The organism is Bradyrhizobium sp. USDA 4449 (assembly GCF_054056275.1).
The window spans coordinates 5,965,748-5,992,313 of the sequence record NZ_JBSRYD010000001.1 but is presented as its reverse complement, the minus strand read 5'-3'; the positions used below and the strand labels follow the sequence as shown (position 1 = coordinate 5,992,313).

General features: G+C 63.6%; 23 protein-coding genes and 1 pseudogene. 8 read left to right on the top strand and 16 right to left on the bottom strand.

The window, feature by feature from the left end; genetic code table 11:
• Positions 1–3: 3 nt before the first annotated feature.
• The 5 genes from ACVIIW_RS27980 to ACVIIW_RS27960 all read right to left on the bottom strand — a co-directional run bounded on the left by ACVIIW_RS27980 (position 4) and on the right by ACVIIW_RS27960 (position 4,742).
• On the bottom strand, positions 4–1,182 hold the full coding sequence (locus tag ACVIIW_RS27980; protein WP_456703681.1) for an aminotransferase class V-fold PLP-dependent enzyme: 1,179 nt from the start codon (positions 1,180–1,182) through the stop codon (positions 4–6).
• Positions 1,183–1,279: 97 nt separating this feature from the next.
• The gene (locus ACVIIW_RS27975) at positions 1,280–1,837 is read right to left on the bottom strand and encodes a CAP domain-containing protein (RefSeq protein WP_456703680.1); all 558 of its coding nucleotides are present in this window, start codon (positions 1,835–1,837) and stop codon (positions 1,280–1,282) included.
• Positions 1,838–1,932: 95 nt separating this feature from the next.
• Positions 1,933–3,027, bottom strand: coding sequence for a serine/threonine protein kinase (locus ACVIIW_RS27970; protein ID WP_456703679.1), 1,095 nt, complete (start codon positions 3,025–3,027; stop codon positions 1,933–1,935).
• 7 nt (positions 3,028–3,034) lie between these two features.
• Positions 3,035–4,462 carry a methylenetetrahydrofolate--tRNA-(uracil(54)-C(5))-methyltransferase (FADH(2)-oxidizing) TrmFO gene (trmFO, locus tag ACVIIW_RS27965; RefSeq protein ID WP_456703678.1) on the bottom strand — a complete coding sequence of 476 codons (1,428 nt, stop codon included), beginning with the start codon at positions 4,460–4,462 and terminating at the stop codon, positions 3,035–3,037.
• Positions 4,463–4,589: 127 nt separating this feature from the next.
• Positions 4,590–4,742 carry a DUF1127 domain-containing protein gene (locus tag ACVIIW_RS27960; RefSeq protein WP_092229311.1) on the bottom strand — a complete coding sequence of 51 codons (153 nt, stop codon included), beginning with the start codon at positions 4,740–4,742 and terminating at the stop codon, positions 4,590–4,592.
• 638 nt (positions 4,743–5,380) lie between these two features.
• On the opposite strand from ACVIIW_RS27960, the gene ACVIIW_RS27955 reads away from it, so the two are divergent.
• The gene (locus ACVIIW_RS27955; protein ID WP_456705291.1) at positions 5,381–5,707 is read left to right on the top strand and encodes a hypothetical protein; all 327 of its coding nucleotides are present in this window, start codon (positions 5,381–5,383) and stop codon (positions 5,705–5,707) included.
• Positions 5,708–5,778: 71 nt separating this feature from the next.
• Here the strand turns inward: ACVIIW_RS27955 and ACVIIW_RS27950 are convergent, their stop codons facing one another.
• Both ACVIIW_RS27950 and ACVIIW_RS27945 read right to left on the bottom strand, forming a co-directional pair.
• The gene (locus ACVIIW_RS27950) at positions 5,779–6,603 is read right to left on the bottom strand and encodes a lytic murein transglycosylase (RefSeq protein ID WP_456703677.1); all 825 of its coding nucleotides are present in this window, start codon (positions 6,601–6,603) and stop codon (positions 5,779–5,781) included.
• A 163-nt stretch (positions 6,604–6,766) separates the two neighbouring features.
• On the bottom strand, positions 6,767–7,669 hold the full coding sequence (locus tag ACVIIW_RS27945; protein WP_456703676.1) for a DUF2189 domain-containing protein: 903 nt from the start codon (positions 7,667–7,669) through the stop codon (positions 6,767–6,769).
• 333 nt (positions 7,670–8,002) lie between these two features.
• Here ACVIIW_RS27945 and ACVIIW_RS27940 point away from each other — a divergent pair, with 333 nt between their 5' ends.
• Complete coding sequence (locus ACVIIW_RS27940; RefSeq protein WP_456703675.1) at positions 8,003–8,416, top strand: DUF3597 domain-containing protein; 414 nt, start codon at positions 8,003–8,005, stop codon at positions 8,414–8,416.
• A 54-nt stretch (positions 8,417–8,470) separates the two neighbouring features.
• Here the strand turns inward: ACVIIW_RS27940 and ACVIIW_RS27935 are convergent, their stop codons facing one another.
• The 4 genes from ACVIIW_RS27935 to ACVIIW_RS27920 form a co-directional block, all read right to left on the bottom strand.
• Positions 8,471–8,758, bottom strand: a complete 288-nt coding sequence (locus tag ACVIIW_RS27935) for a GNAT family N-acetyltransferase (protein ID WP_456703674.1) — start codon at positions 8,756–8,758, stop codon at positions 8,471–8,473.
• Between the two features lie 96 nt (positions 8,759–8,854).
• Positions 8,855–9,130: a GNAT family N-acetyltransferase gene (locus ACVIIW_RS27930; protein WP_456703673.1), complete on the bottom strand. Its 276-nt coding sequence runs from the start codon at positions 9,128–9,130 to the stop codon at positions 8,855–8,857.
• A gap of 11 nt (positions 9,131–9,141) precedes the next feature.
• The gene (locus tag ACVIIW_RS27925; RefSeq protein WP_456703672.1) at positions 9,142–9,657 is read right to left on the bottom strand and encodes a DUF3828 domain-containing protein; all 516 of its coding nucleotides are present in this window, start codon (positions 9,655–9,657) and stop codon (positions 9,142–9,144) included.
• A 91-nt stretch (positions 9,658–9,748) separates the two neighbouring features.
• Entirely contained in the window at positions 9,749–10,063 is a 315-nt protein-coding gene (locus ACVIIW_RS27920; RefSeq protein WP_456703671.1) for a hypothetical protein, read from the bottom strand.
• Between the two features lie 178 nt (positions 10,064–10,241).
• Between ACVIIW_RS27920 and ACVIIW_RS27915 the strand changes: the two genes are divergently transcribed.
• The 3 genes and pseudogenes from ACVIIW_RS27915 to ACVIIW_RS27905 form a co-directional block, all read left to right on the top strand.
• On the top strand, positions 10,242–11,849 hold the full coding sequence (locus ACVIIW_RS27915; RefSeq protein ID WP_456703670.1) for an acyl-CoA synthetase: 1,608 nt from the start codon (positions 10,242–10,244) through the stop codon (positions 11,847–11,849).
• Positions 11,850–11,858: 9 nt separating this feature from the next.
• Positions 11,859–12,719 carry a PCC domain-containing protein gene (locus ACVIIW_RS27910; protein WP_456703669.1) on the top strand — a complete coding sequence of 287 codons (861 nt, stop codon included), beginning with the start codon at positions 11,859–11,861 and terminating at the stop codon, positions 12,717–12,719.
• Positions 12,720–12,729: 10 nt separating this feature from the next.
• Positions 12,730–13,026, top strand: a pseudogene (locus ACVIIW_RS27905) (AAA family ATPase); the annotation flags it as partial.
• Positions 13,027–13,803: 777 nt separating this feature from the next.
• Here ACVIIW_RS27905 and ACVIIW_RS27900 read toward each other — a convergent pair.
• The 3 genes from ACVIIW_RS27900 to ACVIIW_RS27890 all read right to left on the bottom strand — a co-directional run bounded on the left by ACVIIW_RS27900 (position 13,804) and on the right by ACVIIW_RS27890 (position 19,234).
• Positions 13,804–14,454, bottom strand: coding sequence for an HAD-IA family hydrolase (locus ACVIIW_RS27900; protein WP_456705290.1), 651 nt, complete (start codon positions 14,452–14,454; stop codon positions 13,804–13,806).
• A gap of 791 nt (positions 14,455–15,245) precedes the next feature.
• A complete protein-coding gene (gene uvrA, locus ACVIIW_RS27895; protein WP_456703668.1) occupies positions 15,246–18,221 on the bottom strand; it encodes an excinuclease ABC subunit UvrA in 2,976 nt (991 codons plus the stop codon).
• A 266-nt stretch (positions 18,222–18,487) separates the two neighbouring features.
• Positions 18,488–19,234 carry an outer membrane protein gene (locus ACVIIW_RS27890; protein ID WP_456705289.1) on the bottom strand — a complete coding sequence of 249 codons (747 nt, stop codon included), beginning with the start codon at positions 19,232–19,234 and terminating at the stop codon, positions 18,488–18,490.
• 592 nt (positions 19,235–19,826) lie between these two features.
• Between ACVIIW_RS27890 and ACVIIW_RS27885 the strand changes: the two genes are divergently transcribed.
• Together ACVIIW_RS27885 and gyrA are read left to right on the top strand one after the other, a co-directional pair.
• Complete coding sequence (locus tag ACVIIW_RS27885; protein ID WP_456703667.1) at positions 19,827–20,321, top strand: single-stranded DNA-binding protein; 495 nt, start codon at positions 19,827–19,829, stop codon at positions 20,319–20,321.
• 354 nt (positions 20,322–20,675) lie between these two features.
• Positions 20,676–23,423: a DNA gyrase subunit A gene (gene gyrA, locus ACVIIW_RS27880; protein WP_456703666.1), complete on the top strand. Its 2,748-nt coding sequence runs from the start codon at positions 20,676–20,678 to the stop codon at positions 23,421–23,423.
• 53 nt (positions 23,424–23,476) lie between these two features.
• Here gyrA and ACVIIW_RS27875 read toward each other — a convergent pair whose 3' ends face one another.
• Positions 23,477–25,330 carry a potassium transporter Kup gene (locus tag ACVIIW_RS27875; protein ID WP_456705288.1) on the bottom strand — a complete coding sequence of 618 codons (1,854 nt, stop codon included), beginning with the start codon at positions 25,328–25,330 and terminating at the stop codon, positions 23,477–23,479.
• Between the two features lie 199 nt (positions 25,331–25,529).
• The gene (locus tag ACVIIW_RS27870) at positions 25,530–25,787 is read right to left on the bottom strand and encodes a hypothetical protein (RefSeq protein WP_456703665.1); all 258 of its coding nucleotides are present in this window, start codon (positions 25,785–25,787) and stop codon (positions 25,530–25,532) included.
• 256 nt (positions 25,788–26,043) lie between these two features.
• Between ACVIIW_RS27870 and coaD the strand changes: the two genes are divergently transcribed.
• The gene (gene coaD / locus ACVIIW_RS27865; protein ID WP_456703664.1) at positions 26,044–26,538 is read left to right on the top strand and encodes a pantetheine-phosphate adenylyltransferase; all 495 of its coding nucleotides are present in this window, start codon (positions 26,044–26,046) and stop codon (positions 26,536–26,538) included.
• Positions 26,539–26,566 lie beyond the last annotated feature (28 nt).

The window sequence follows — 26,566 nt, the reverse complement described above, 5'->3', positions numbered from 1 at the left end:
GCGCTATCGCGCTGCGAACTCCGCGAGGTGGTCGATTAAGCGATCGATCTCGGCTTCAGTGTTGTAGTAATGCGGGGAGGCGCGAACGACCACCGGCAGCGCCCGGACTTCCGCGTCGATGCGGGTGCTCGACGGATGCGTGGCGCCGATGGTGATGTCGGCCGCAGCGGCGCTGCTGACGATAATGTCGGCCTCACGGCCCTCCATCGTGAAGCTGACGATCGCGCCCGGCGCATGACCGAGGTCGCGAATGGTGATGCCACTGATCGCGGCAAGACCGCGGCGGAGACGGTTCGCAAGCAAGCGGCAGCGCCGCTCGATCGGGTCGAGGCCGATCGCAAGAGCATAGTCGACGGCAACGCCGAGCCCAAGGCGGGCCGCGTAGTTGTTCTCCCAGGTCTCGAACCGGCGGGCGTCGTCGCGGAGCTGATATTGGTCGCGCGACACCCATGGCGCCGCAAAATGGTCGATCATCGGTGGCTCAAGTCGCTGCAGCAGCTCACGGCGGACATAGAGAAAGCCGGTGCCGCGCGGTCCGCGCAGGAATTTGCGACCCGTGGCGGACAGCATGTCACAGCCGATGGCTTCGACATCGACCTGCATCTGACCGACTGCCTGGCAGGCATCGAGCAGATAGGGAACGCCGTGCGCCCGCGCGATTTTGCCGATGGCTGCGGCTGGATTGACGAGCCCGCCATTGGTCGGAACCCAGGTGATCGCAATCAGCTTCACGCGATGATCGATCATGCGTTCGAGCACATCGACATCGAGCTCGCCGCTTGCGTCGCTCGGCACGATCTCGATGACTGCGCCGGTTCGCTTGGCGACCTGGAGCAACGCCACATAATTGGCGGCGTACTCGGCCTCGGCGGTCAGGATCCGATCGCCGGCGCAGAACTGCAGCGCATAGAATGCCATCTGCCAGGCTACCGTTGCGTTCTCCATGAGCGCAATCTCGTCCGGCGCGGCGTTCAGCAAACGCGCGACCGAGCCGTAGATCGCATCGAGCCGATCAGATTCGCGGTCGGCGGCCGCATAACCTCCGATCTCGCTCTCCAGATCGATATGCTGCTTCATCGCCGAGACGACGGCCGCCGGCATGAGCGCCGCGCCTGCGTTGTGCAGATAGGCAAGCCGGGAGACCGCCGGGGTGTCGGCACGAAGTCGGTGGATGTCGATCAAGTGGGCTTCCCTCTCGCAATCCTGCTGAATGGATTAGACGCGCTGGGGAGGGCGAGCAAGACGGGGGCGCGAGGAACGGGCTTGGCTTGGCTTCGCCTCAGATGCAGAGGCCGAGCAGCTTGATGTGGCAGTTGCTGGATTTGGGCTTGCTTGCGGGCACGGTCTCGCGTCTCAGGGCGACCAGCGGTTCGGTATCCTTCTTGCCTTTTCCCGGCTTCGGCTCGTAATCGCCGGCAATCACCATGGCCCAATAGGTGCGCTTGCCGCTGGCATTCTTCGCGCTCGCGATTCCGACGCGGGAGGCGTTGTGGAGCAGCAGGTTCTTGCGGTGCCCGGACGAGTCGATCCACTGTCCCAGCGTCTTCTCGAAATTGTCGTAGCCATAGGCGATGTTCTCGGCGGCGCGGCCCGCACCTGACGGTGCGACGCGCTTGTTGAACGGGCCGAGGGCGTCGTGGCTGAGATCATCCTTGGCCGCCATCGCGCGCGCCTGGTCCATGGCAATGCGGTCGAGCGTTGCGTCGCGTATGACGCGGCCCTCGCCATGCTTCAGCCGGAAGCTGGAGATCTGTTCGGCGGCCGACTCGGCCGCCATCACAGGCGCCGCAGTCAGCAGCACCAGACCTGCGATTAGCAGGGCCGCGCCGCGCCTCATGGTCCCCCAACGATTCATTGTTCCCCAAGTCAGCGTAATCCCCCGGCTTCTCCACCGGCATTGTGGACGCTTCAAGGCGCAACGGGACCCGTGATCTAACTGGTCGGCAGGTCCGCCTCGAAGTTGAAACGATCGCGCAGGTTTTTGCGCTGCTCCAGGATGTCCTTCAGGAACGCGCGGTCTTGGTCGTTCCTCATCATAGGCTCGATCAGGTCGAGCTGATTCATCGCGACCAGTTGCAGGATCTCCGTGCGCGGCCTGCCGCTGGTGTCGCGCGGCAACGCGTGCACCACCTGGATGTGTTCCGGCGGCTTTGGCCCCTTGGCGGCCGCGAGTTCGTTCCGCAACTGGCCCTCGAGCGTAGCCTGATCAGCTTCCACAAACGCATAGAGCCCGACGCCGGAACGGCGGTCGGCAAAGGCGACGATGGCGGTGTCTCGCACCGCGGGGTTCTTACGGATCAGCTCGGCAAGCACCGGCGCATCGTTGACGAGCCGACGACCGCCGCCCTCGCGGTCGGTGAAATTGAACAGGCCGCGCGTGATCGCGCGATAAACCTTCTTGCCTGTCGCGAGCCACAGGCTGGCGGCAAAGGACTTCTTCGTCAGGACCTTTCGCTCGCGGGGCGTCAGCGCCTCGGGCGCGTAGGTGCGCTTGTGCTTGAGCAGGTGCCGGAGATCTTCATAGGCGAGGATGCGGTAAAGTCGGCCACGCCGCTTGAAGCACGCCGCCAGCTGGAAATCGGTCACATAGGCGCGCCCATCGCGGCCCGTCAGCCAGTTCTGTTCCTTGGCAAGATCGTTGTGGCAGATGCCGGCGCGGCGCAGGCGGCGCAGTACGTCCTTCGCCGAGCGGAAATAGGCGAGGTCACCATGCGGCTTTGCCAGATGCAGCGCGACGCCGTCGACGAACCCACGCACCAGCGCGCGGCGGCCGGCCCAGAGCAATTCAGGACCGACGTCGAGGCCCTTGGCGAGCGACAGCGCGTGCTTCTCGCGCGCAAACAGATGACGTGCCAGCAGGAACGACCACCACGGCACTTCATCGAGCCGACGCAGCACCGCGTCGACCTCGCCGCCATCGACGCGGAAGCGGCCGCGCTCGACGGTCGAGAACACGTCGCGCTTGAGCAACACGCCCTCGGTCCAGCGCGCCGAGAGCACCGCGGCGTCGTTTTTCGGGAGACTCATCGAAAACTCACGCGGCTGCGGCGATACGCAAATGATCGGCGATCCAGCGATCGAGATCGGCGAGCGCCAAAGCGCTCATGGCTTGCTTCTTGGCCACAGTCTTCTCGTTGCCGCGCAGGCGCGAGCCGTCGGGCTTCTTCGTGGGAGCGCTCGCGAGCGGCGGGAATAAGCCGAAATTGATGTTCATCGGCTGGAACGAGCGCGTGCCCGGCTCGATGGCCTCGATGTGGCCGCCGGTGATGTGGCCGAGCAGCGATCCAAGCGCGGTCGTGCCCGGTGGGCTCGCAAGCGTCTCGCCGCGCGCGTCGGCAGCCGCATAGAGGCCGGCGATCAGGCCGACGCTGGCAGATTCCACATAGCCTTCGCAGCCCGTCATCTGGCCGGCAAAGCGCAGTCGCCGCTGTGCGCGCAAGCGCAACTGGCCGTCGAGCAGCTTTGGCGAGTTGAGAAAGGTGTTGCGGTGCAGCCCGCCGAGGCGGGCGAATTCGGCCTTCTCCAGCCCGGGAATGGTGCGGAAGATGCGCTGTTGCTCGCCGTATTTCAGCTTCGTCTGGAAGCCGACCATGTTGTAGAGCGTGCCGAGCTTGTTGTCCTGGCGCAGCTGCACGATCGCATACGACTTTGTTGTGGAATCGTGCGGATTGGTGAGGCCGACCGGCTTCATCGGGCCGTGGCGCAGCGTCTCGGGCCCACGTTCCGCCATCACCTCGATCGGCAGGCAGCCATCGAAATAGGGCGTGTTGGTCTCCCATTCCTTGAACTCGGTCTTCTCGCCGCCGATGAGTGCGGCGACGAAGCCGTCATACTGCTCCTTGGTCATGGGGCAGTTGATGTAATCGGCACCGGTGCCGCCGGGGCCGACCTTATCGTAGCGCGACTGGAACCATGCCACCGACATGTCGATGGAGTCGCGGTGCACGATCGGCGCGATGGCATCGAAGAACGCGAGCGCATTCTCGTCGGTCAGCTCGCGGATGGCGTCGGCCAGCGGGGCGGAGGTGAGGGGGCCGGTCGCAATAACGACGTTGCTCCAATCGGTCGGCGGCAGGCCTTTGATCTCGCCGCGGGCGATCTCGATGAGAGGGTGGTCGTTCAGCGCCTTGGTGACCGCTGCGGAGAAGCCGTCGCGGTCGACCGCGAGCGCTCCCCCGGCGGGCACCTGGTTGGCATCGGCCGCGCGCATGATCAGCGAGCCGAGGCGGCGCATTTCGGCGTGCAGCAGGCCGACAGCGTTGTTGGCGGCATCGTCCGAGCGGAACGAATTGGAGCAGACGAGCTCGGCAAACCCGTCGGTTCGGTGCGCCTCGGTCATGCGGTCTGGCCGCATCTCATGCAGCACGACGGGCACGCCCGATCTGGCCACCTGCCAGGCCGCCTCGGAACCGGCAAGGCCCGCGCCGATGACGTGCACAATATTGGATAGAGATCCTGTCATGGAGCGGACAGGTAGCGCTTTTCAGCGATCAGTGGAATCGCCGAGATCGAGTTTTCTGCCACCAGATGCGACAACGCCCGCACGAGGCGGGCGCTATCGGTTCGACCGGTGAAGGGCTGAAACGAGATCAGCCCTGGAACTGACCGGCAGCAACGCGCGGGATGTCCGAGCGATCAAGGCCGATGTCGGCCAGTTCGCGATCGCTGAGCTGGGACAGCTCGGCAACGTTACGCTGATAGTCCCGGAAGGCCTGGATCATGCGGATGAGCGAAAGCAGCATTTGGTAGTCTCCTGTAGTTCGATTCAGCCTTTGCCAAGGCGTCATCGTTGAAATGAATATAAGTGAGAGTGGTGCGTCGCGAAAGTTCATATGTTGCGATGCAGCTAAGCGAACGGCGCATAGCAAGAGTAAGGAACGATTAACCTGTCGGCTGGCCCGTCAAACAGCCGGGCAGGACCTGCTGACGAATACAGTAAGTCTACGCAAGATCATATACTTAGGCGGATTTATATCATTCCGAACGGTGCCGAAACAGATTACATTTCTGTGATGTGGAGCGCTGCTCAATCAGCGTGTAAACCCAAGTTGGGCATGCGCAATTCACATGAATCACACTTTTAAACTATGAATTTATATTCATTTTGCTTGTTGGCGATTACAGCAGCGCCTGATTCTGTGAAGGAGCCGATCGCAAGCCCTGGACTCGGCAGTGCTTCACCCTGGTGCCGGACGAATCCTCCGGTCCAAATTTGAAGCCGGCACGTCATTGTGCATCGCACGCACGCGGAGCGTGCAGGCTTGATTACGAAGTTGTAATGAAAATCAGAAATTTCGCATGCACCTCTGCGCGGCACGCAACATCACGCGATTCTCGCGGGGAATTTATTGCGGCAAGTTGCCACGTCGGCAGCAAAGTCGTGTTGCGGATTCCCGCGATGTCGCTGGATCTGTCCCAAAAGCAAGAGAAGGAAAGTAACGTCATGACGAAGTTACTCGGGGTTATCGCCATTTCTGCCGTCGCCTTCGCCGTCGCGCCGGCTCAGGCAGCCAAGCACAGCATGGGTGGCTGCAGCTCGGGCAATCTTGAGAAGACGGAGACTGCGGTCGAAGGGATGCCCGACGGCGACGGCAAGATCGTCGCTCAGAAGGAAGTCGCCTCCGCGCAGGATTCGATGCTCAACGGCAAAATGGGCGCGTGCGGCATGCACCTGAACAAAGCGATGCACGCCACCATGGGCAAATAAGCGGGTAGGTCAACGCAATCAAGGGAGGGCCGGTCGCAAGGCGATCGGCCCCATTTGTTTCCGTGTGTGTCTTAAGGGGCGTGTGCGAGTTGAGTGGCGAAATAGGCCACGGTCTTGGAATAGACCTCGCTCTTGTTCCACTGCTGGAGCACCGCGAAATTTGGGCTGCCCGGCTGCCAGTCCTTGCCCTTCTGCCAGCCATAGCCGGCGAGATAGTTGGCCGTCGAAGCCAGCACGTCAGGTGCGTTATGCAGCAGGTCCCGCTTGCCGTTGCCGTCGAAATCGACGGCGTACTTCATCCAGGACGAGGGCATGAACTGGGTTTGGCCGAGCTCGCCGGCCCAGGCGCCCTTCATCTCGGAGGGCGCGAGATCGCCGCGCTCGACGATGCGCAGCGCATCCATCAGCTCGCCGCGAAACTGCTCGGACCGCCGGCAATCATAGGCCAGCGTCGCCAGCGAGCGGATCGTCGCGAACTTGCCGGTGTTGACGCCGAAATCGGTCTCCAGACCCCAGATCGCGACCAGGATCTCGCCCGGGACACCGTAGGTCTGCTCAATGCGCGACAGCACCGAGCCGTATTGTTTCATCATGTTGGAGCCGCGTGTCATCCGCGGCGGCACCATGCGGCCGGAAAATTCCTCAAAAGTCTGGGTGAAGACCTTTTGCGACTTGTCGCGGTTGAGGACGCTCTGGTCCAGCGTGACGCCGGCTAGTCCGGCGGTGATGGCCTGTTGCGAAATGCCCTTGGCCGCGGCGTCGGTTTTGAAGTCCGCAAGCCAGGCGTCGAAATTGCCCGAACCACAGGCGACCGCGGCCAGAGCGGGCTCGACGAATACGATTGAGGCTGAGAGGACGAGGGCTGCAAGAGCGAGACGAGAATTCGTCGGGGTCATCAGAGGTAATTGATTCCGTGAAGTGACATGACCGGCGAAGCAATGTCAGATGTAACCGCGGCCAAAGCAAGGCGTATGGCAGTCAGTCGCGCCCGCCCGGGGGGCCGGACAGGAGCGGCTGTAGCAATATCGTCGAACGCTTCTTCGTCCTGAGGCGTCCGTTCTATTCCCTGTTCCGCCACGGGAAGAGGTTAGCAGGGAAATCGGCCGCCGGCTTGCGCGGGCGCTGCGGCGGCGGCGGCACCGGCCGTGCACCGGGCTCGGAGACAATGACCTTGCGGTAGAGATGCCAGGTGGCGTGACCGAGGAGGGGGATGACGACGGCAAGGCCGAGGAACGCGGGGATCGTGCCGAGCGCCAGCAGCACCGCGACGATCAGGCCCCAGGCCGCCATCGGCACCGGGTTCTTGGCGACGACGCGGAGCGACGTGACCATCGCCTCCAGCGCGCCGGCATGGCGGTCGAGCATCAGCGGGAATGATACCGCGCTGATGCAGAGCGCGGCGAGCGCAAACAGGAAGCCGGTGCCGCAGCCGATCACGATCAGCCACCAGCCCTGCGATGTCGTCAGCACGCGCGTCACGAAATCCGAGATTCCGGTGACACCCTCATAGCCGAACGCCGCCACATAGATCGCCTGCGCAGTCGCGACCCAGGTCACGAACAAGGCGAGCAGCAGGGTGCCAAGGCCAAGCATCGCGCCGAAGGAGGGCGAGCGCAGTACGTCCGCCGCATCCCAGGCGGTGGCTTCCTCATGGCGCTCGCGACGGCTCGAGAGCTCGTAGAGGCCGAGCGCTGCGAACGGGCCGATCAGGGCGAAACCCGCGGCCAATGGAAACAGCAGCGGAATCACCGAATAGCCCATCGCCACGCGGGCGAGCACGAGGCCCAGCACCGGGTAGATCACACAGAGGATGATCGCGTGGCTTGGAACGGCCTTGAAATCTTCCCAGCCGCGCTTGAGCGCGTCGTGCAGGTCGGACAGTTGGATGGTTCGGATGATCGGTCCGGCCGCGTCTGCGGTCCGGCCCATCCTAGGGACATTGCCCTGGTATAGTGTGGCCATGGTCGGCTTGCTCCCTTGCCATGCAGCCGAATTGGGCGCCGACAACGGCGCAAGCGGCCGCATTTCTGAGTTTCACGATGCCAACCAGACGCGAATTCCGGATGGCATCGCGAGCTGAGCGAGAAGCGTACGCCTATTTCCGAGTCCTGTCCCTCACGCTTGGGTGAAAATCGATGCCGCAGTGCAACCCCGATGACGTCATCCGGTCGTCATTTCGCCGCAGATAAGCTCATGCTGTTTGTTGGTTCGCAGGGACTTCGCGGGCGCGACAACGTAACTTCATCCATAAGTGTCACTCAGGGCCTTACAAGGGATCCTTTTCGGGGAACAGACATGAGCATTTTCGGGAAAATCATGGGCGCGATCTTCGGCGGCCACGCAGCTTCCGGTGCGCCCGCCGGCGGCGCACCCGCGGGCAGCGCGCCGGCAGGAGGCGCGCCAGGCGCATCGGCGCCGGCGTCTGCACCTGCAGCCGCGCCTCCGGCAACTGTCGATGTCGCGGCGATCGTTGATGCGGCCGCCGCCGCGCACAAGGGCGAGAAGCTGGAATGGCGCACCTCGATCGTCGACCTGATGAAGGCGCTCGACGTCGATTCGAGCCTTGCCGCGCGCAAGGATCTCGCGAAGGAGCTCGGCTACACCGGCGACATGAACGACTCCGCCAGCATGAATGTCTGGTTGCACAAGCAGGTGATGTCCAAGCTCGCCGCCAATGGCGGCAAGCTGCCGCCGGAAATCAAGCACTGACCGGTTACCATTGGTCAATGCTGAAGGGCCCGCGAACTCGCGGGCCCTTTTTGGTCAGGCGACGAGATCTGCGTCCTCCGGATGCTTGTCGAGATAGTCGACGACGAAGCCGCAGCCCGCAATCACCTTGCGGCCGTCCTTGCGGATCAGCTCGAGTGCGCCCTTGATCAGCTCCGACGCGATACCGCGGCCGCGCAGTGCACGTGGCGTCTCGGTGTGGGTGATGATGACGGCAGTGGGCGTCAGGCGGTAATTGGCGAAGGCCAGCTCGTGACCGGTCTCTTGGCCGACATCGAGCTCGAAGCGGCTCCTGTCCTTGTTGTCGCGAACCGCTGTTGCCATGGCTGCCCCTTCCGAAGCGATGCTTGTTGCCTGATCCAGGCGCCTGAATCCTGTCCACTTTTTTGGGGGAAATCAGGGCTCCTCGCAATGACGAGGTCAGATTTTCACCAGGTCCTGATAGTCCGGATGCTTGTCGATCCAGGCCTTCACGAACGGGCATTCCGGGATCAGCTTCAAGCCGCTGGCGCGGACCTGGTCGAGCGCGCCTTGCACCAGCTTCGAGCCGATGCCTTTGCCGCCGAGCTCTTTCGGCACGTCGGTATGCTCGAATGTGATGACATCGCCTTCGAGCTTGTAGTGCTCGGTCGCGAGATGGCCTTCCACCTCGAGCTCATAGCGGTGATGAGCCCTGTTGTTGATCACGTCGCTCATGATATCTCCGCTCAACTTTTCAGTGCGTCCGTCAGCATCTTGCGGATCGACCAGGGTTCGCCGTCGGATGCCCCCTTGATGTCATCGATCTTCCAGCTGTTGGCTTCTCGCACGAAGTCATAATGCACGATCCGATCGGCTGGTTTGCGGTCGTTGCGGCGGCCGGTGATGGTCACCGCCAGTGTCGCCTTGTCCGCCTCGGCTTTCTCCAAGTCAACCTTGAACGACTTCACGTCGGGTTCCTGCGAATTGGTGATGGGATCGAAATCGATCGGGCCGGCGTCGCCCTTCGGCGTGTGCGCATCCGCCTTCGCCCACAGCGCGACCAGCGCCTGGGAGAAATATTTTGCCTTCGCAGCCTTGTTCTCGGTGACGAAGGCCGCGCCGCCGTCACCCTTGCCCTTGGCGGCGCGGGTGTAGATCGCGCTCAGGATGGCTGCGGGATCGCCGGCGGCAGGCGTCTGAGCGAAGACGGGCTTGGCGGCGGCGAAGAGAGAGGCGGCAACGAGGCTGCGGCGGGTGAGCATGGATCGTCCCTCAGATGATGGCGAGCGACCATAGGCCGGAACGGCTGATGTCGACGCTGTACCCTGTAGACCAACCCAAGCGTGGTTCGGTTCAATCGGCCGCCTTGGCAAGCCGCGAATCGTTCGCCTGTGGCTTTGCACGAAGGCAGCCCTGGCAGATGACCAGCGAACGATTGACCTTTGCGTCCTGCTCGGCATCGATGCCGTCGCTCTCCGACTGGGCAGCTGCGCGCGTTGGGCGTGAAGGGCCGGGAGTAGAGTGCGGCCGATTGGGGTCCTGACCCGCGCCATCCCAGGCATAGCGCCCGGGCGTAAAGGCGGGATCGGAGGCCAATTGCGCTTGCGGAGCGACGGCACAGCCGGCAAGCGCCAATGACAACAGCAGGAACGCGGGCGCTTTGACCATGATGCGGCACTCTGTACGCGAGGACTGATGCAGGTTGCGCCGATCATGTTTAAAATTCCCTGAACGAGCGCAAGGATGACGCCGGCTGGCGGCCTTGCGAGGCCGTTCTTGATGGCGATAAATGGGCCGCAATATCGGGGAAGGCCAGCGTGCCATCCGCTATCGAAGAGGAAGCCCCATGCAGCCGCTCCGCATGTCCCGCCGTGTCATGAATCTCGCTCATATGCTGACGCAGAATGCGCGGCGGCATGGATCTCGGCCCGGGTTCGTCTGGGGGGACAAATCCTGGACCTGGCGCGAGATCGATGCGCGGGTCTCGGCACTCGCTGCCGCGCTTGCTGCGCGCGGCATCGCCAAGGGCGATCGCATCCTCGTCCATTCCAAGAACGGCGACGAGATGTTCCTCTCGATGTTCGCGGCGTTCCGGCTCGGCGCGGTCTGGGTGCCGACCAATTTCCGCCTGATGCCGGACGAGGTGGCCTATCTTGGACAGGCCTCCGGCGCGAAGGCGTTTCTGTGCCATGTCGATTTCCCTGAACATGCGGCGGCGGTGAAGGGCGGCCCGCTGGAATTCACCTGGTGTATCGACGGCGAGGCCTCGTTCGGCGAGACGTCGGTGGCGGACGCCATCGGCTCACAGGCTGGCACCGTGGTCGAGAATGTCGCAGTCGAGCATGACGATCCCTGCTGGTTCTTCTTCACCTCAGGCACCACCGGCCGCTCCAAGGCTGCCGTGCTGACCCACGGCCAGATGGGGTTTGTCGTCACCAACCATCTTGCCGATCTCACCCCCGGCGTCACGGAAGCCGATGCGTCGCTGGTGGTGGCGCCGCTGTCGCACGGCGCGGGCGTGCATCAGCTGGTGCAGACCGCGCGCGGGGTCTGCACCGTGCTGCTGCCGACCGAGAAATTCGATATCGACGAGGCGTTCCGACTGATCGAAAAGCATCGCGTCGCCAATCTGTTCACGGTGCCGACGATCCTCAAGATGATGGTCGAGCACCCCGCCGCCGACAAATACGATCATTCCTCGCTGCGCCACGTGATCTATGCGGGCGCGCCGATGTATCGCGAGGACCAGAAGGCCGCGCTGAAAAAGCTCGGCAAGGTCATCGTGCAGTATTTCGGCCTCGGCGAGGTCACCGGCAACATCACCGTGCTGCCGGCGGCGCTGCATGATCCCGAGGACGGGCCGCACGCCAAGATCGGCACTTGCGGCTTCGAGCGCACCGGCATGCAGGTCTCGATCCAGGACGACGAGGGCCGCGAGCTCAGTGCGAACCAGAGCGGCGAGATCTGCGTGATCGGTCCTGCGGTGCTCGCCGGCTATTACGACAACCCGGAGGCCAATGCGAAGGCGTTCCGCAACGGCTGGTTCCGCACCGGCGATCTCGGCCACATGGACGAGCAGGGGTTCGTCTACATCACCGGCCGCGCTTCGGACATGTACATCTCGGGCGGCTCCAACATCTATCCGCGCGAGATCGAGGAGAAGATCTTGACACATCCCGCGGTCGGCGAGGTCGCTGTGCTCGGCGTGCCCGATGCGACCTGGGGCGAGGTCGGCGTCGCCGTCTGTGTGGCGCGTGACGGCGAGAACGCCGTGAGCGAAGCGGAGATGGCGGCGTTTCTCTCGCCGAAAGTGCCGCGCTACAAGATGCCGAAGCGCTTCTTCTTCTGGGAGGCGTTGCCGAAATCCGGCTACGGCAAGGTGCCGAAACGCATGGTGCGCGATGAGCTGGAGGCGCGCGGGCTGCTCGATCTCGACAAATCGAAGGCAGGCTGAGCGCTGATCATGCGGAGCATCAAGCAGCCGGGCGCGCCCGCCACTGAGCGTATCCAATGGGTGGAGGCGAGGGGCCGCGCCTTTTCGTTCAGGCTTCAGGCTGGTCTGCCGCTGCTCGAAGCCGCGCGCCGCGGTTTTGCCGCGGAAGGCTTTGCGGGTGGCGTGCTGAATTTCGGCCAGGGCGCGCTCGGACCGTTCGGCTATGTGATGCCGGCGCTGTCGAAGACCGGCGAGAATGCGGCGTTCTATAGCGACACGCAGCGGCCCGCGGGCGTGACGCGCACCCGGCTCGGCAGCATGACGCTGGGCGAGCGCGACGGCGCGCCGTTCTTTCATTGCCACGGCCTGTGGACGGAAGCGGATGGCAGGTCGAGCGGCGGCCACATGCTGCCGGACGAGACGATCGTGGCCGAACCGTTCGAGGTCCGGGCTTTTGGCGTCGAGGGCGCGATGTTTCGCGCCGAGCCTGACCCCGAGACCAATTTCAAGCTGTTCGGACCGGTCGCTACAGCGGGCACCGGCGCGCGCACGACCAGCCGCGCCTTCGCGCTGCGGCTGCGGCCCAACCAGGATTTCGCCTTCTGCCTCGAAGCCTTTTGCAAGGCGCACGGCATAGCGCGCGCAAAGATCCACGGCGGGGTCGGTTCGACCATCGGCGCCCGCTTCACCCATGGTGGTGTGACCGAGCCGTTTGCGACGGAGCTTGCGATATCGGCTGGGACGATCGCGCCTGACGCCTCCGGCGCGCTGCAAGCCGCGCTGGACGTCGCCTTGATCGACTACACCGGCGGCATCGCCGAGGGCCGGCTGATCGGCGGCGACAATCCCGTGTTGATGACGATGGAGCTGGTGCTGGAGGCGCTGGATTAGCTTCCGTGTTGAAGAGCGCTGCCGGCGCCAGGGGATTTTCATCTTCGACGAGCCGGAATCCGCGTTGTCGTCGACGCGTCAGCTCGAATTTTTGAAGCTGCTGCAGCGCATGGAGGACTCCCGCATCTGCCAGGTCATCATGGCGACCCATTCGCCGATGCTGATGGCTTATCCAAATGCGCGGTTGCTGCGGCTCGGGAAGTACGGGCTGGAGCCGACGAGCGTGGAGGAGACCGATCATTACAGGGTGATGCGGGAATTCTGCGACGACCCGCGCGGGTTCGTGGAGGCGACGCTGGCGGAATAGGTGACGGAAGGACGTCGCAGATGCGCGCTCGCTCCGTCGTCATTGCAAGCGCAGCGAAGCAATCCAGAATCCCGCCGCGTTGACGGTCTGGATTGCTTCGCTGCGCTCGTAATGACGGCGCTTGGGGCACGGGCACCCAATTCGCGTCTTCCTTGCAGACACACCTTCGCGTCCTCGCTGCACACGTGCCCGAGCTTTTGGTTCAACCGCTGCCCTCGAAGGTGCCGAGGGCGCAGGGAAGACCGGGTGCTGACCTCGCACCCGCGGTCCACTGTGCGATGGGTTGCGCTACAAGAGGCTGCACAGCGGCATACAGGTGAAGCCCAAACATCCGGCCTTCCCTGCGCAGTGGTTTGACGGCTTATGTCGTGATCTCCCCGGGGAGCGATGCACTATTGCCCCCGTCGGCTCGCAGATGACTGACACGAGGGCCCGGTTGGGCCACACGCATCACCACGAGCCTTGACGCACAGACTCCGGGCGCCAGGACCACACGATTTTGCCGTACGCGGATCACACCGGTCGTTTGCGCGACGCTTTGCTCACGGTTGCCCGCCCTGCAGAACCCTTCGCGCCGATGCGGCCCACGCCCACCGCCGTCCGGCCCGCGTCGTGACGATCGCGATACGCCCCTCTTCCATGGGCCGGGTTGCCGCGACACATACGCCGTTTCCGAATTTCGGTAAAGTGGAATATTTTCGGATGCGCAGCTTGCCCCACGGCTGGGGTGTTTTGCCCGACAGGCAACGCAAGCTGTTGTGGCACGCTGCGCGGCAGCTAGGCCGGCGTGCGATCTCCGAGGTCGGCCAGCACGGCCGGCGCGATCTCGTCGATGTGCGTGAAGACGAGATCCGGCTGCCGCGCCCGCAGCGCCGCCGGTGCGGCGTAACCCCAGCTGACCGCGCCGCACGCAATCCCCACCGCACGCGCCGCCTCGATGTCGCGGACCTCGTCGCCGATTGAAATGACGTTTTGCGGCATCACGCCAGCACGCCGGATGACGCGGCGAAATTTCGCGGGCTTGCCGAACACGGAAGCCGCGCCCTCGAAATACCGGAATAGCGTGGCTGATGCGCCGAGCTTTTGCCGCGCATTGACTTCGCTGTCCGACGTTATCAGCGCGAGCTGCACGCCGTTCTCGGATAGCGTCCGCAGCATCGCTTCAGTGCCCGCAAACAGCGAAATCTCCGACGCCGCTTCCGCCTTCAGACGCCGCGCATAACGCGCGATGGCCGGCAGCTTCCACACGGGCACCTCGAGCCGTGAGAGGATCTCGCGCGTCGAGGCATGCCGCAGCCCTTCGACATCCTCATCCCTGACGCGCCGAAAGCCGAAACGATCGGCGACGTCGTTGATGGTGCGGAGGAACCAGGGGAAGCTGTCGACGAGAGTGCCGTCGAGGTCGAAGATGGCGAGGGCGTAGCGCATGAAGGAGGGGAGGTTACCAGCAGCAAGCCGGGCTTGGAGATGATTTGGCCGAGGTGTCGGAGCCCAGTAATGCAGCGCGTCGTACATGTTCACTGGCCCACTCTGCAAATGCAAGACGAGAGGCTGGGTCAGCGAAAACCCCAGCTGGAAACCGTGCGTCGTACCAGAGCGCGACCGGCGAATTGGTATCCTTCATCGCTGCAGTCGCACTCCAGGGCATCCGGCTTTCGACGCCCGGAGTCCTAATGACTGTCGAGACATCATCAAAGGCAACCTGCCACGTCATCTGCGCGGCTCCATGCAGCTCGAATGATCTGCCAAACATTTGGCGAATGCATCAGAGCATCACGAAGAATGCGAAGCAATACCCCAGCATGAACCACATTAGCGATCCGAATGCCGCACCCGCTGCCAACCAACCTCGATCCACGGCTGCACAGGCCCAAACGATGATCAGGAAGATTGCGACGACTGGGGCACCGGCGCTGATGCGCTGGTCGATGAGAGCCTTCAGGTTCTTACCAGTCACATTCCAAAAAGTCTGTGTTCGGCTCTGGTGGCTTGAAATTCGAAATGGAAGCCGCTTGCTCCAGTTGCGTTGCTCATTCTGACCTCCCGACGGCGAAGTCAGAAAGGTATAGCAGGGATCAGCGATTAACCCGAGGTTGCTAATAGGCGAACTAAGTATCGTCCCACGGAGGATACTTAGAAGAAGCGAAACGCATGGATCGGCCAAGCGACTGGCCGAGCCATCGGTCCCATAGACACACTGCCAAGACTGCAGCGATAGGCTACTCCGCCGCCTCGCTCGTGCTCCGCCGCTTCGGCTTGCGCGCCTTCTTCAGCACCGGCTCCAGGAACTTGCCCGTGTAGCTGCGCTGCGCTTTCACGATGTCCTCGGGTGGGCCCCAGGCGACGATCTCGCCGCCGCCGTCGCCGCCTTCGGGGCCGAGGTCGATGACCCAGTCGGCGGTCTTGATGACTTCGAGATTGTGCTCGATGACGACGACCGTGTTGCCTTGCGCGACCAGCTCGTGCAGCACCTCCAGGAGCTTCTTGACGTCGTGGAAGTGCAGGCCGGTGGTCGGCTCGTCCAGGATGTAGAGCGTGCGGCCGGTGGCACGCTTGGACAGCTCTTTTGCAAGTTTGACGCGCTGGGCTTCGCCGCCCGACAGCGTCGTCGCTTGCTGGCCCACGTGAATGTAATCCAGCCCGACCCGGTGCAATGTCTGAAAAGTCTCGCGCACGCGCGGCACCGCCTTGAAGAACTCGGCGGCTTCCTCGACGGTCATGTCGAGCACGTCGGCGATGCTCTTGCCCTTGAACAGCACTTCGAGCGTCTCGCGGTTGTAGCGCTTGCCCTTGCAGACGTCGCAGGTGACGTAGACGTCGGGCAGGAAGTGCATCTCGATCTTGATGACGCCGTCGCCCTGGCACGCTTCGCAGCGGCCGCCCTTGACGTTGAAGGAGAAGCGGCCCGGCTCGTAGCCGCGCGCCTTCGCTTCGGGCAGCCCGGCGAACCATTCGCGGATCGGCGTGAAGGCGCCGGTGTAGGTTGCCGGGTTCGAACGCGGCGTGCGGCCGATCGGCGACTGGTCGATGTCGATGATCTTATCGATATGCTCGAGCCCCTCGATGCGGTCGTGCGGAGCTGCGCCTTCGCTGGCATTGTTCAACTTGCGGGCGATGGCCTTGTAGAGCGTGTCGATCAGCAGCGTCGACTTGCCGCCGCCGGAGACGCCGGTGACGGCGGTGAACAGGCCGAGCGGAATTTCGGCCGTGACATTCTTGAGGTTATTGCCGCGCGCGTTCACCACCTTGATGGTGCGGCGATGGTTCGGTGGCCGCCGCTCCGGCACCTCGACCTCGAGCTCGCCGGTGAGATATTTGCCGGTGAGCGATTTCGGGTTGCGCATGATCTCCGCGGGCGTGCCTTCGGCGATGATGTTGCCGCCGTGCATGCCGGCGCCCGGGCCGATGTCGAGCACGTGGTCGGCGAGCAGAATCGCGTCCTCGTCATGCTCGACCACGATCACGGTGTTGCCGAGGTCGCGCAGCCGCTTCAGGGTGTCGAGCAGGCGCGCATTGTCGCGCTGGTGCAGGCCGATCGACGGCTCGTCCAGCACGTAAAGTACGCCCGTCAACCCCGAGCCGATCTGCGAGGCCAGGCGGATGCGCTGGCTCTCGCCGCCGGACAGCGTGCCGGAGGAACGGGAGAGGGTGAGATAGTTGAGGCCGACGTCGAGCAGGAAGGTGAGGCGCTCGCGGATCTCCTTGAGGATGCGCCCGGCGATCTCGTTCTGCTGCGCGTTCAGCGTATCAGGCACGGTCTCGAACCATGCGCCGGCGCCTTTCACCGACAGCTCCGAGATCTCGCCGATGTGCTTGCCGCCGATCTTGACGCAGAGCGCCTCGGGCTTCAGCCGGAAACCATTGCAGGCGCCGCAGGGCACGTCGTGGAAATACTTTGCGAGTTCTTCCCGCGCCCACTCGCTCTCGGTTTCGCGGTAGCGGCGGTTGATGTTGGTGATGACGCCCTCGAACGGCTTCTTGGTGTCGTAGGAGCGCACCCCGTCCTCATAGGAGAACTTGATCTCGTCGTCGCCGGAGCCATGGAGGATCGCGTTCTGCGTCTTCTTGGGCAGATCCTTCCACTTGGTGGTGAGCGTGAACTTGTAGTGCTTGCCGAGTGCCGTCAGCGTCTGCACGTAATAGGGTGACGATGACTTGGCCCAAGGCGCGATCGCGCCCTTGCCGATGGCGATCTCCTTGTCGGGAATGACGAGGTCCTCGTCGACATGTTGCTCGACGCCGAGGCCGCCGCAGGCCGGGCAGGCACCATAGGGATTATTGAAGGAAAAGAGTCTGGGCTCGATCTCGGGGATCGTGAAGCCCGAGACAGGGCAGGCGAATTTTTCCGAGAACAGGATGCGCTCGGGTCCGCTCTTGTCGTGGATCTTTGCCGTCTTCTTTTTCTCTTCCGCCGGTGCTGCCGCCGGCGCGTCGGCGAACTCGACGACGGCGAGGCCCTCGGCGAGCTTCAGCGCGGTCTCAAAGCTTTCGGCAAGGCGCTGGCCGATATCGGCGCGCACCACGATGCGGTCGACCACGACGTCGATGTCATGCGGGAATTTCTTGTCGAGCGTGGGCGCTTCCGCCAGCTCGTAGAAAGTGCCGTCGATCTTGACGCGCTGAAAGCCCTTCTTGAGCCATTCGGCGAGTTCCTTGCGGTACTCGCCCTTACGGCCGCGCACGACGGGCGCCAGCAGATAGAGGCGGGTGCCTTCCGGCAGCGCCAGGACGCGGTCGACCATCTGCGAGACGGTCTGGCTTTCGATCGGAAGTCCCGTGGCCGGCGAATAGGGCACGCCGACGCGCGCCCAGAGCAGGCGCATATAGTCGTAGATCTCGGTGACCGTGCCCACGGTCGAGCGCGGATTCTTCGACGTCGTCTTCTGCTCGATCGAGATGGCCGGGGACAGGCCGTCGATCTGGTCGACGTCGGGCTTCTGCATCATCTCCAGGAACTGGCGGGCATAGGCCGACAGTGATTCGACGTAGCGGCGCTGGCCTTCCGCATAGATGGTGTCGAAGGCGAGCGAGGATTTGCCGGAGCCGGAGAGGCCGGTGAAAACCACGAGCTTGTCGCGGGGAATCTCGACGTCGATGTTCTTGAGGTTGTGCTCGCGCGCGCCACGGATCGTAATCGCGCGCAGGCTGGAGCCCGCGTTCTGCTGTTGGCGCTTCGCCTTGATCACTTCATCCATCCCGTTGCCCTCGAAGAATCCCATGAGCGAGCGACCGCGCCAACGTTCCGGCGCGCTTCGCCCGGAACCGGGATCGGCGCCAATGGGTATGTGAGCGAACGTAGGAAGAACGGGGAGGGATTTCCAGAGGGACTTGCGAATCGTCAACGGATTGTTGTGGCGCTGGCGGGACTTGGCAGCAGCTGATGGCAATTGCACCGAATGGAACAGCAAAAAGGCCGGCACGAGGCCGGCCTTTCGTGACGTTGTGACGTCGGTTGCGAGGATCAGTACTTCGCGACCACCGGGCCACCGAAGGTGTAGTTCAGGCGAACGGTGCCCATGTCCACATCCTGCTTGATGTTGTCGGCGCGGAAGGGCAGGCCGACCACCGTGAAGCTGTCGTTGTGCTTGCCCATGAACAGGTGGTTGTACTCAAAACCAACCGACCAGTTCGGCGCGAAGCCGAACTCGATGCCGGTGCCGATGGTGCCGCCCCAACGGGTGTCGCTCGCGTCGCCGACCGTGACACCGGCCAGAGTGCCGCTGAACTTGTTGTGGGTGACGGCCGCACCGCCCTTCACATACCAGAGGACGTTGTTCCAGGCGTAACCCACCTGGCCGGTGAAGAGGCCGATGGCGTCGATCTTGGTATTGTTCACCAGCGGGAAGAACGCGGCGGGCGAGCTGGTGTTCGAACCCTTCAGATCGGCCCAATCACCCTGCGCTTCGACGCCGAACACCCAGGCGGCGGACTGCCAGCGATAACCGATCTGACCACCGGCGAGAGCGCCGGTCGCATCATGGCAACCTTCGCTCGTCGTGGGGACAGTAGCGCCACCGACGCTGGTCGTGTCCCAGCAATTGTGGCTGGAGCCGCCACCAGCGTTGGCGCCAATGTAGAAGCCGCTCCAGTTGTAGATCGAAGCGATAGCTACCGGAGCCTTGGTGTAGGGGCGAGCCGCCAGATCGGCAGCCGAAGCGGCGCCAGTGAGGGCGAACAGAGCGGCCGAAGCCAACAAAACCTTTTTCATTTTCAACTTATCCCAGTCCCAGTTTCTGTTGTTGCCTTCCGTGCGTCGGAAGGGCAGCGGACGTCGTCCAACTGACGTCTTGCTTACACCACTGAAGCCGCAAGTTGTGTCTCTCAAAAGCCACAACAGGCGCAAAACGTGGCGTTTGCTGGAAGAAACAGCAAAAGGCCGGCGCGAGGCCGGCCTTCGATTCTCGAATGGATTCAGAGGGATCAGTGCTTTGGGGATCAGTACTTGATGACCGTATTTAGCGATTGCCGGGCTGCCGAAGCGGTAAGTGAGGCGGACGAGACCGATGTCGACATTGTGGCTGATCCGGTCGGTCTGGAATGCAACGCCAGCGGGTGTATTCAATGTGACGGTCCGATTCCCCCCAAGATGTGGTCATACTGCCGCGCAGGGTTTGGACGCTTGGCTCGCCGCCATTTCGATGGGAACAAATCTGGAACGAAGGCCCGATCGGTGCTATATGTGGGGATAACCGAGGGCGTGGTGGGCCGATCGGCGCTTGTAAGCGTATAGGGTCGGCCCAACAGGCGGCAGCGCGGGCGCGCCTTTTCGAAATTCAGTGGCATTGGAGTGGAGAGCGGCGATGGCGGGAAGCGTCAACAAGGTCATTCTGGTTGGAAATCTCGGCAAGGATCCGGAGATCCGCCGCACCCAGGACGGGCGACCGATCGCGAATCTGAGCATCGCCACCTCCGAGACCTGGCGCGACAAGAACAGCGGCGAGCGCAAGGAAAAGACCGAGTGGCACCGCGTCGTGATCTTCAATGAAGGGCTCTGCAAGGTCGCCGAGCAGTATCTGAAGAAGGGCGCCAAGGTTTACATCGAAGGCGCGCTCCAGACCCGCAAATGGACCGACCAGAGCGGCGTCGAGAAGTACTCCACCGAGGTCGTGCTGCAGGGCTTCAACTCGACGCTGACGATGCTCGACGGCCGCGGCGGCGGAGGTGGCGGCAGCTTCGGTGACGAGCCGGGCGGCGATTTCGGCTCGTCCGGTCCGGTCAGCAGCGCACCGCGTCGGCCCGTGGCGGCCGGCGGTGGTGGCCGCAACAATGACATGGACGACGACATCCCGTTCTAGGAATGGTCCGGGCGATGAGGGTGCGCTGGTCAGGTTGATCAACACCTTCCACGTCGGTCAGTAAACCCAACTAATCGACGGAAGGGGCTCGGAATTTGCGGGCCCGCTTCATGTTTGGGATGAAGTCGGGGCGCGGGCTGCAAAGCGGCAGAACGGCCGCACTCGCCCACGGCTCGACCGCCCGTCCGAGGCGATTTTGGAAGGTTGATTCCAGGCTCATCCAAGATGCCCGCTTCAGGGACGTAAGTTATTGGAAGAATAGACGGAAAAAGCGCTTCCCTGGCCTCGCGAGGGTGGTTATCAGGGCCTCGATGCGCTATATGATTCCCAGATAGAATCTCACCGGATTTCCCCTTGGCAGACGACGACAACAAGCCCGGCGACCAGCCGGCGCAACCCTCGGACATTCGCCCCGTTTCGATCTACGAGGAGATGAAGAAGTCCTACCTCGATTACGCCATGAGCGTGATCGTATCGCGTGCGCTGCCCGATGCGCGCGACGGGTTGAAGCCGGTGCATCGCCGCATCCTCTACGCGATGAACAATCGCGGCGACACCCCGGACAAGAAGCACAAGAAGTCCGCCGGTGCCGTCGGTGAAGTCATGGGTAAGTACCACCCCCATGGCGACCAGGCGATCTACGACGCCCTGGTGCGCATGGCGCAGGACTTCTCGATGCGCGCGCCCCTGATCGATGGGCAGGGCAATTTCGGCTCGGTCGACGGCGATCCGCCAGCGGCCATGCGCTACACCGAATCCCGCCTGACCAAGATCGCGCTGAAGCTGCTCGAGGACATCGACGACGATACGGTCGATTTCCAGGACAACTATGACGGCTCCGAGCGGGAGCCTGTCGTTCTGCCGGCTCGGTTCCCGAACCTTCTGGTCAACGGCGCCGGCGGCATCGCCGTCGGCATGGCCACCAATATCCCGCCGCACAATCTCGGCGAGGTCATCGATGCCTGCGTGGCGCTGATCGACAATCCGTCGCTGACGATCGACGAGCTCAACAACATCATCCCGGGCCCGGACTTCCCGACCGGAGGCATCATCCTTGGACGCCAGGGCATCCGCAGCGCCTATCACCTCGGCCGCGGTTCCATCGTGATGCGTGGCAAGGTCGAGTTCGAGACGATCCGGAAGGAGCGCGAGGCGATCGTCATCACCGAGATCCCGTATCAGGTGAACAAGGCGACGATGGTCGAGCGCATCGCCGAGCTCTACAAGGAAAAGAAGATCGAGGGCATCTCCGATCTGCGCGACGAGTCCGACCGCGACGGCTATCGCGTCGTCGTCGAGCTCAAGCGCGACGCCGTGCCCGACGTGGTGCTGAACCAGCTCTACAAATTCACACCGCTGCAGACTTCTTTCGGCGTCAACGCCGTCGCCCTCGATAGTGGCCGTCCGCAGACGATGAACCTGAAGGACATGCTGACGATCTTCGTCGGCTTCCGCGAGCAGGTCGTCACCCGCCGGACCAAATACAAGCTGCGCAAGGCGCGCGAGCGGGCGCATGAGCAGGTCGGCCTCGCGATCGCGGTCGCCAATATCGACGAGATCATCAAGGTCATCAGGCATTCGCCGACGCCGGCCGCCGCGCGCGAGACCCTGATGACGCGCGACTGGCCCGCGCGCGACGTCGAGGACATCATCACGCTGATCGACGATCCCCGCCATCGGATCAACGAGAACGGCACCATCCGCCTCTCGCTGGAGCAGGCGAGGGCGATCCTCGAGCTGCGCCTCGCTCGCCTCACCGCACTCGGCCGCGACGAAATCGGCGAGGAGCTGGCAAAGCTCGCCGGCGAGATCGGCGAGTATCTCGAGATCCTGCGCTCGCGCGCCCGCATCCTCGACATCATCAAGACCGAGCTTGCCGAGGTAAAGGCCGAGTTCGCCACGCCACGCAAGACAGTGATTATGGAGCAGGAAGGCGAGGTCGAGGACGAGGACCTGATCCAACGCGAGGACATGGTCGTCACCGTCTCGCACGCCGGCTACGTCAAGCGTGTGCCGCTGTCGGCCTATCGCGCCCAGCGCCGCGGCGGCAAGGGCCGCTCCGGCATGCAGACCCGCGACGAGGATTTCGTCAGCCGCCTGTTCGTGGCCTCCACGCACACGCCGGTGCTGTTCTTCTCGTCGCGCGGCCAGGTCTACAAGGAGAAGGTCTGGCGGCTGCCGATGGCAGCGCCCAACGCGCGCGGCAAGGCTTTGATCAACATTCTGCCGCTGGAGCAGGGCGAGCGCATCACCACCATCATGCCGCTGCCCGAGGACGAATCCACCTGGGCGCAGCTCGATGTGATGTTCGCAACGACCGGCGGCAACGTCCGTCGCAACAAGCTGTCCGACTTCGTCGACGTCCGCCGCTCCGGCATCATCGCGATGAAGCTCGACGAAGGCGAGGCGATCGTCGACGTCCAGATCTGCACCGAGCATGACGACGTGCTGCTGACCGCGGCCGGCGGGCAGTGCATCCGCTTCCCGGTCCCCGACGTCCGCGTCTTCACCGGACGCACCTCGATGGGCGTGCGCGGCATTGCGCTCGGCGTGGGAGACAAGGTAATCTCGCTGGCCATCCTGCGCCATGTCGAGACCACCTCGGACGAGCGTTCGGCCTACCTGAAGATGCGCCGCGCGGTCGCCGGTGAAGCTGCGGCCGAAGAGCCGGCAGCGGACGCCGAGGCCGAGGAGACTTCCGGCAGCTTCCAGCTCCCGCAGGAGCGCTATGCCGAGATGTCAGCGGCCGAGCAGGTGGTGCTGACCGTCTCCGTCAACGGCTACGGCAAGCGGACCTCGTCCTACGAGTACCGCACCACGGGGCGCGGCGGCAAAGGCATCGTCGCCATGAGCGTCAACAACCGCAACGGCAACCTCGTCGCGTCCTTCCCCGTCGAGGATGCGGATCAGATCATGCTCGTCACCGACAAGGGCCAGCTGATCCGCTGCCCGGTGGAAGGCATCCGCATCGCCGGCCGCTCCACGCAAGGCGTGATCGTGTTCGACACCGCCGAGGACGAGCACGTCGTCTCGGTCGAGCACATCACCGAGGAGGCGGAGAGCGGGAACGGCGCGAATGGAGAACAGGCGAATGGCGAATAGGGAATAGCGAACGAAGCTTGCTGCTCTCTTCGCTATCGACCACTCGCCATTCGCTAGATTTCCAGCTCCGTGCCGAACTCCACCACCTGCTTGGTCGGCACGCCGAAGAAGGCGGCGGAGCGCTCGGCGTTGCGCTGGAGGAAGGCGAACAGGCCTTCGCGCCAGACCCACATGCCCGGAATGTCCTCGCTCGGAATGATGGTTTCGCGGCCGACGTAGTAGGTGATGTCGGAGAGATCGATGCCGGGCAGCTTGCCCTGGCGGCAGGCGAGCGCCAGACCCTCATAGATCGTTGGGTACTGCATGAAGCCATAATGCAGAATCACGCGGGTGATGCCGGGAATGATCTCGATGATCTCGACCCGGTCCTGGTCGGCGATGTGGGGCAACTCCTCGATCAGCACGGTGACGAGGACGACGCGCTCGTGCAGCACGTGATTGTGCTTGACGAATTGCGTCAGCGCCAGCGGCACGCCTTTCGGCGCGGAGGCCAGGAACACGGCGGTGCCGGGCAGGCGCGCGCTGCATTTGTTGACGGCCGTCTCGATCAGATCCTCCTCCGGCTGCCGCAGCTTCGCGCGTGCGGCTTCAACGAGCTTCACGCCGCTGCGCCAGGTCAGCATCAGGAAGGCGACGAAGCCCGCGAGCAGCAGCGGAAACCAGCCCCCCTCGAACAGCTTGATCGAATTGGCCGAGAAGAAGATCACGTCGATCACGAAGAAGAAGCCGTTCACGGCCACCACGATCCACGGTGAGTAGCCCCACTGGATCGCGACCAGGGCTGCGAGCAGCGTGGTGATGGCCATCAGGAGCGAGACGGCGATGCCATAGGCACCGGCGAGCGCGTCCGAGGTGCCGAAGCTCAAGACCGCGCCGAGCGTGGCGGCGGCGAGCAGCCAGTTCACCAGCGGCACGTAGATCTGCCCGATCGCATGGCTCGTGGTGTGGCGGATCTGCATGCGCGGCAGGAAGCCGAGCTGGATCGACTGCTGAGTCAGCGAGAACACGCCGGAAATGATCGCCTGCGAGGCGATCACGGTCGCGATCGCCGAGAACGCGACCAGCCCGTAATGTAGAAAGTCGGGGCAGAGCTGGAAGAACGGATTCTCGATCATCGAGGGATCGGTGATCAGCAGCGCGGCTTGGCCGAAATAATTCAGCACCAGCGCCGGCAGGCAGATCGCGAACCAGGCGAGCCGGATCGGCAGGCGGCCGAAATGTCCCATGTCCGCATACATGGCTTCGCCCCCGGTCACCGCCAGGAAGGCGGCACCAAGGATCGCGAAGGAGACATGGAAATCCTGGTGGATCAGGAAATCGAAGGCATAGAGCGGGCTGAGCGCCGCCAGCACCCCCGGCGCCTTGAGGATGCCGTGGATGCCGAGCGCGGCTAGCACCACGAACCATGCCACCATGACCGGTCCAAAGATGCGGCCGATGAAGCCGGTCCCTTGCTTTTGCATCACGAACAGGCCGACCAGAATCGCGACGGTCAGCGGCACCACCACCGGCGAGAGCGAGGGAGCGTCAACCTTGAGGCCTTCGATGGCTGACAGCACCGAGATCGCCGGCGTGATTGCACCGTCGCCGTAGAGCAGCGCCGCACCGATCAGGCCGACCACCAGGAGATGCGCGCGCCAGGTACCCGCTTTCGCGTGGCGGGCGTGCAGCAGCGCCAATAGCGCGACGATGCCGCCTTCGCCGCGGTTGTCCGCGCGCAGAATCAGCAGCGCATATTTCAGGGAAATGATCAGCAGCAGTGCCCAGAGGATGAGCGAGGCGACGCCGAGGACGGCGTCTGAGCTCACCGCGCCGCCATGGGCGGCCGCCTTGGCGGCTTCCTTCAAAGCATAGAGGGGACTGGTGCCGATATCGCCATAGACCACCCCGAGGGCGCCCATGGTCATGGCAAGCGGAAGCGGATCGGGATGATGGCCGGAGACAACGGCGGGCGTACTGGACAATTGCAACCCCTCAATGGGCCCGCGACCATCGGGCCATTCCGAGGGTGCGCGCATCACATAGTCTGCGACGAGACGTCGCAAATATCCATGGGATTTATCTGGGGTTTACAACGAAGTTTATGACACAGAGCTGACAGACCGCCTACGGTGTGCGGTCTGCCGTCACGAGGCGGGCGACGCGGATGTCCGCCTTGGTGCCGGCGCGGCGCAGGCAGGATGCCTCGAAGTTTGGCCACGCTCGTTGCGAGCAATCCCTGCCGATGGCCTTGATGTCGAGCCGGTCACCCTTGGCGAGCGGCTGCGGCACGCTGGCTTCGACCGACGGCGCAAAGCCGGGCAGCAGGGTGAGCATCGCAGCAACACATGCAGCAACAGCTATAGCGGAAAGAGCCTTGATCATTGACGGTCCCCTGTGATGCGGCCGCTACGCCCAGTGCGCGGCCGTCATTCGTTGGCTGGATTAGTAACCACGCCCAGTTTCCGGACGTCTTCGCCGATGCCGGAAATGGTTTCGTTCGCGCCTCGTTGTGTTTCGTCGATGCCCCGCGGACGAAACAAATCGCGGCCTTCCCGACTGGGGGGAGTGGAAAAATCGGTGGGACTGACGCTGAACAGGTCCGGCTTGCCGGGCAGGGCCGGGCGCGGTAGGACGTGCCATGCCGCGAATTGCCTTCTACCCCGGTTCCTTCGACCCCATCACCAACGGCCATCTGGACGTGGTCCGGAACAGCGTTTTCATGTGCGACCGGCTGGTGGTCGCGATCGGGGTCCATCCCGGCAAGAAGCCGCTGTTCTCGACCGAGGAGCGGCTCAAGATGCTTGATGATGTCTGCGGGCCGGTGGCGGCCCAGGCCGGTTGTACGCTTGAGGCTGTGACTTACGACGATCTCGCCGTCACCGCGGCGCGCAAGTACGGTGCGACCATCATGATTCGAGGCCTGCGCGACGGCACCGATCTCGACTACGAGATGCAACTCGCCGGCATGAACGGCACCATGGCACCGGAGGTACAGACCGTCTTCCTGCCTGCCTCTCCCGCAGTTCGCCCGATCAAGGCCACCTTGGTACGCCAGATCGCCGCCATGGGAGGAGACGTTTCGCCCTTCGTCCCGCCGCTCGTTGCATCCCAGCTCAAGGCCAAATTCGCCTGAACACGGCGCGTCAATTCATCTTACCTGA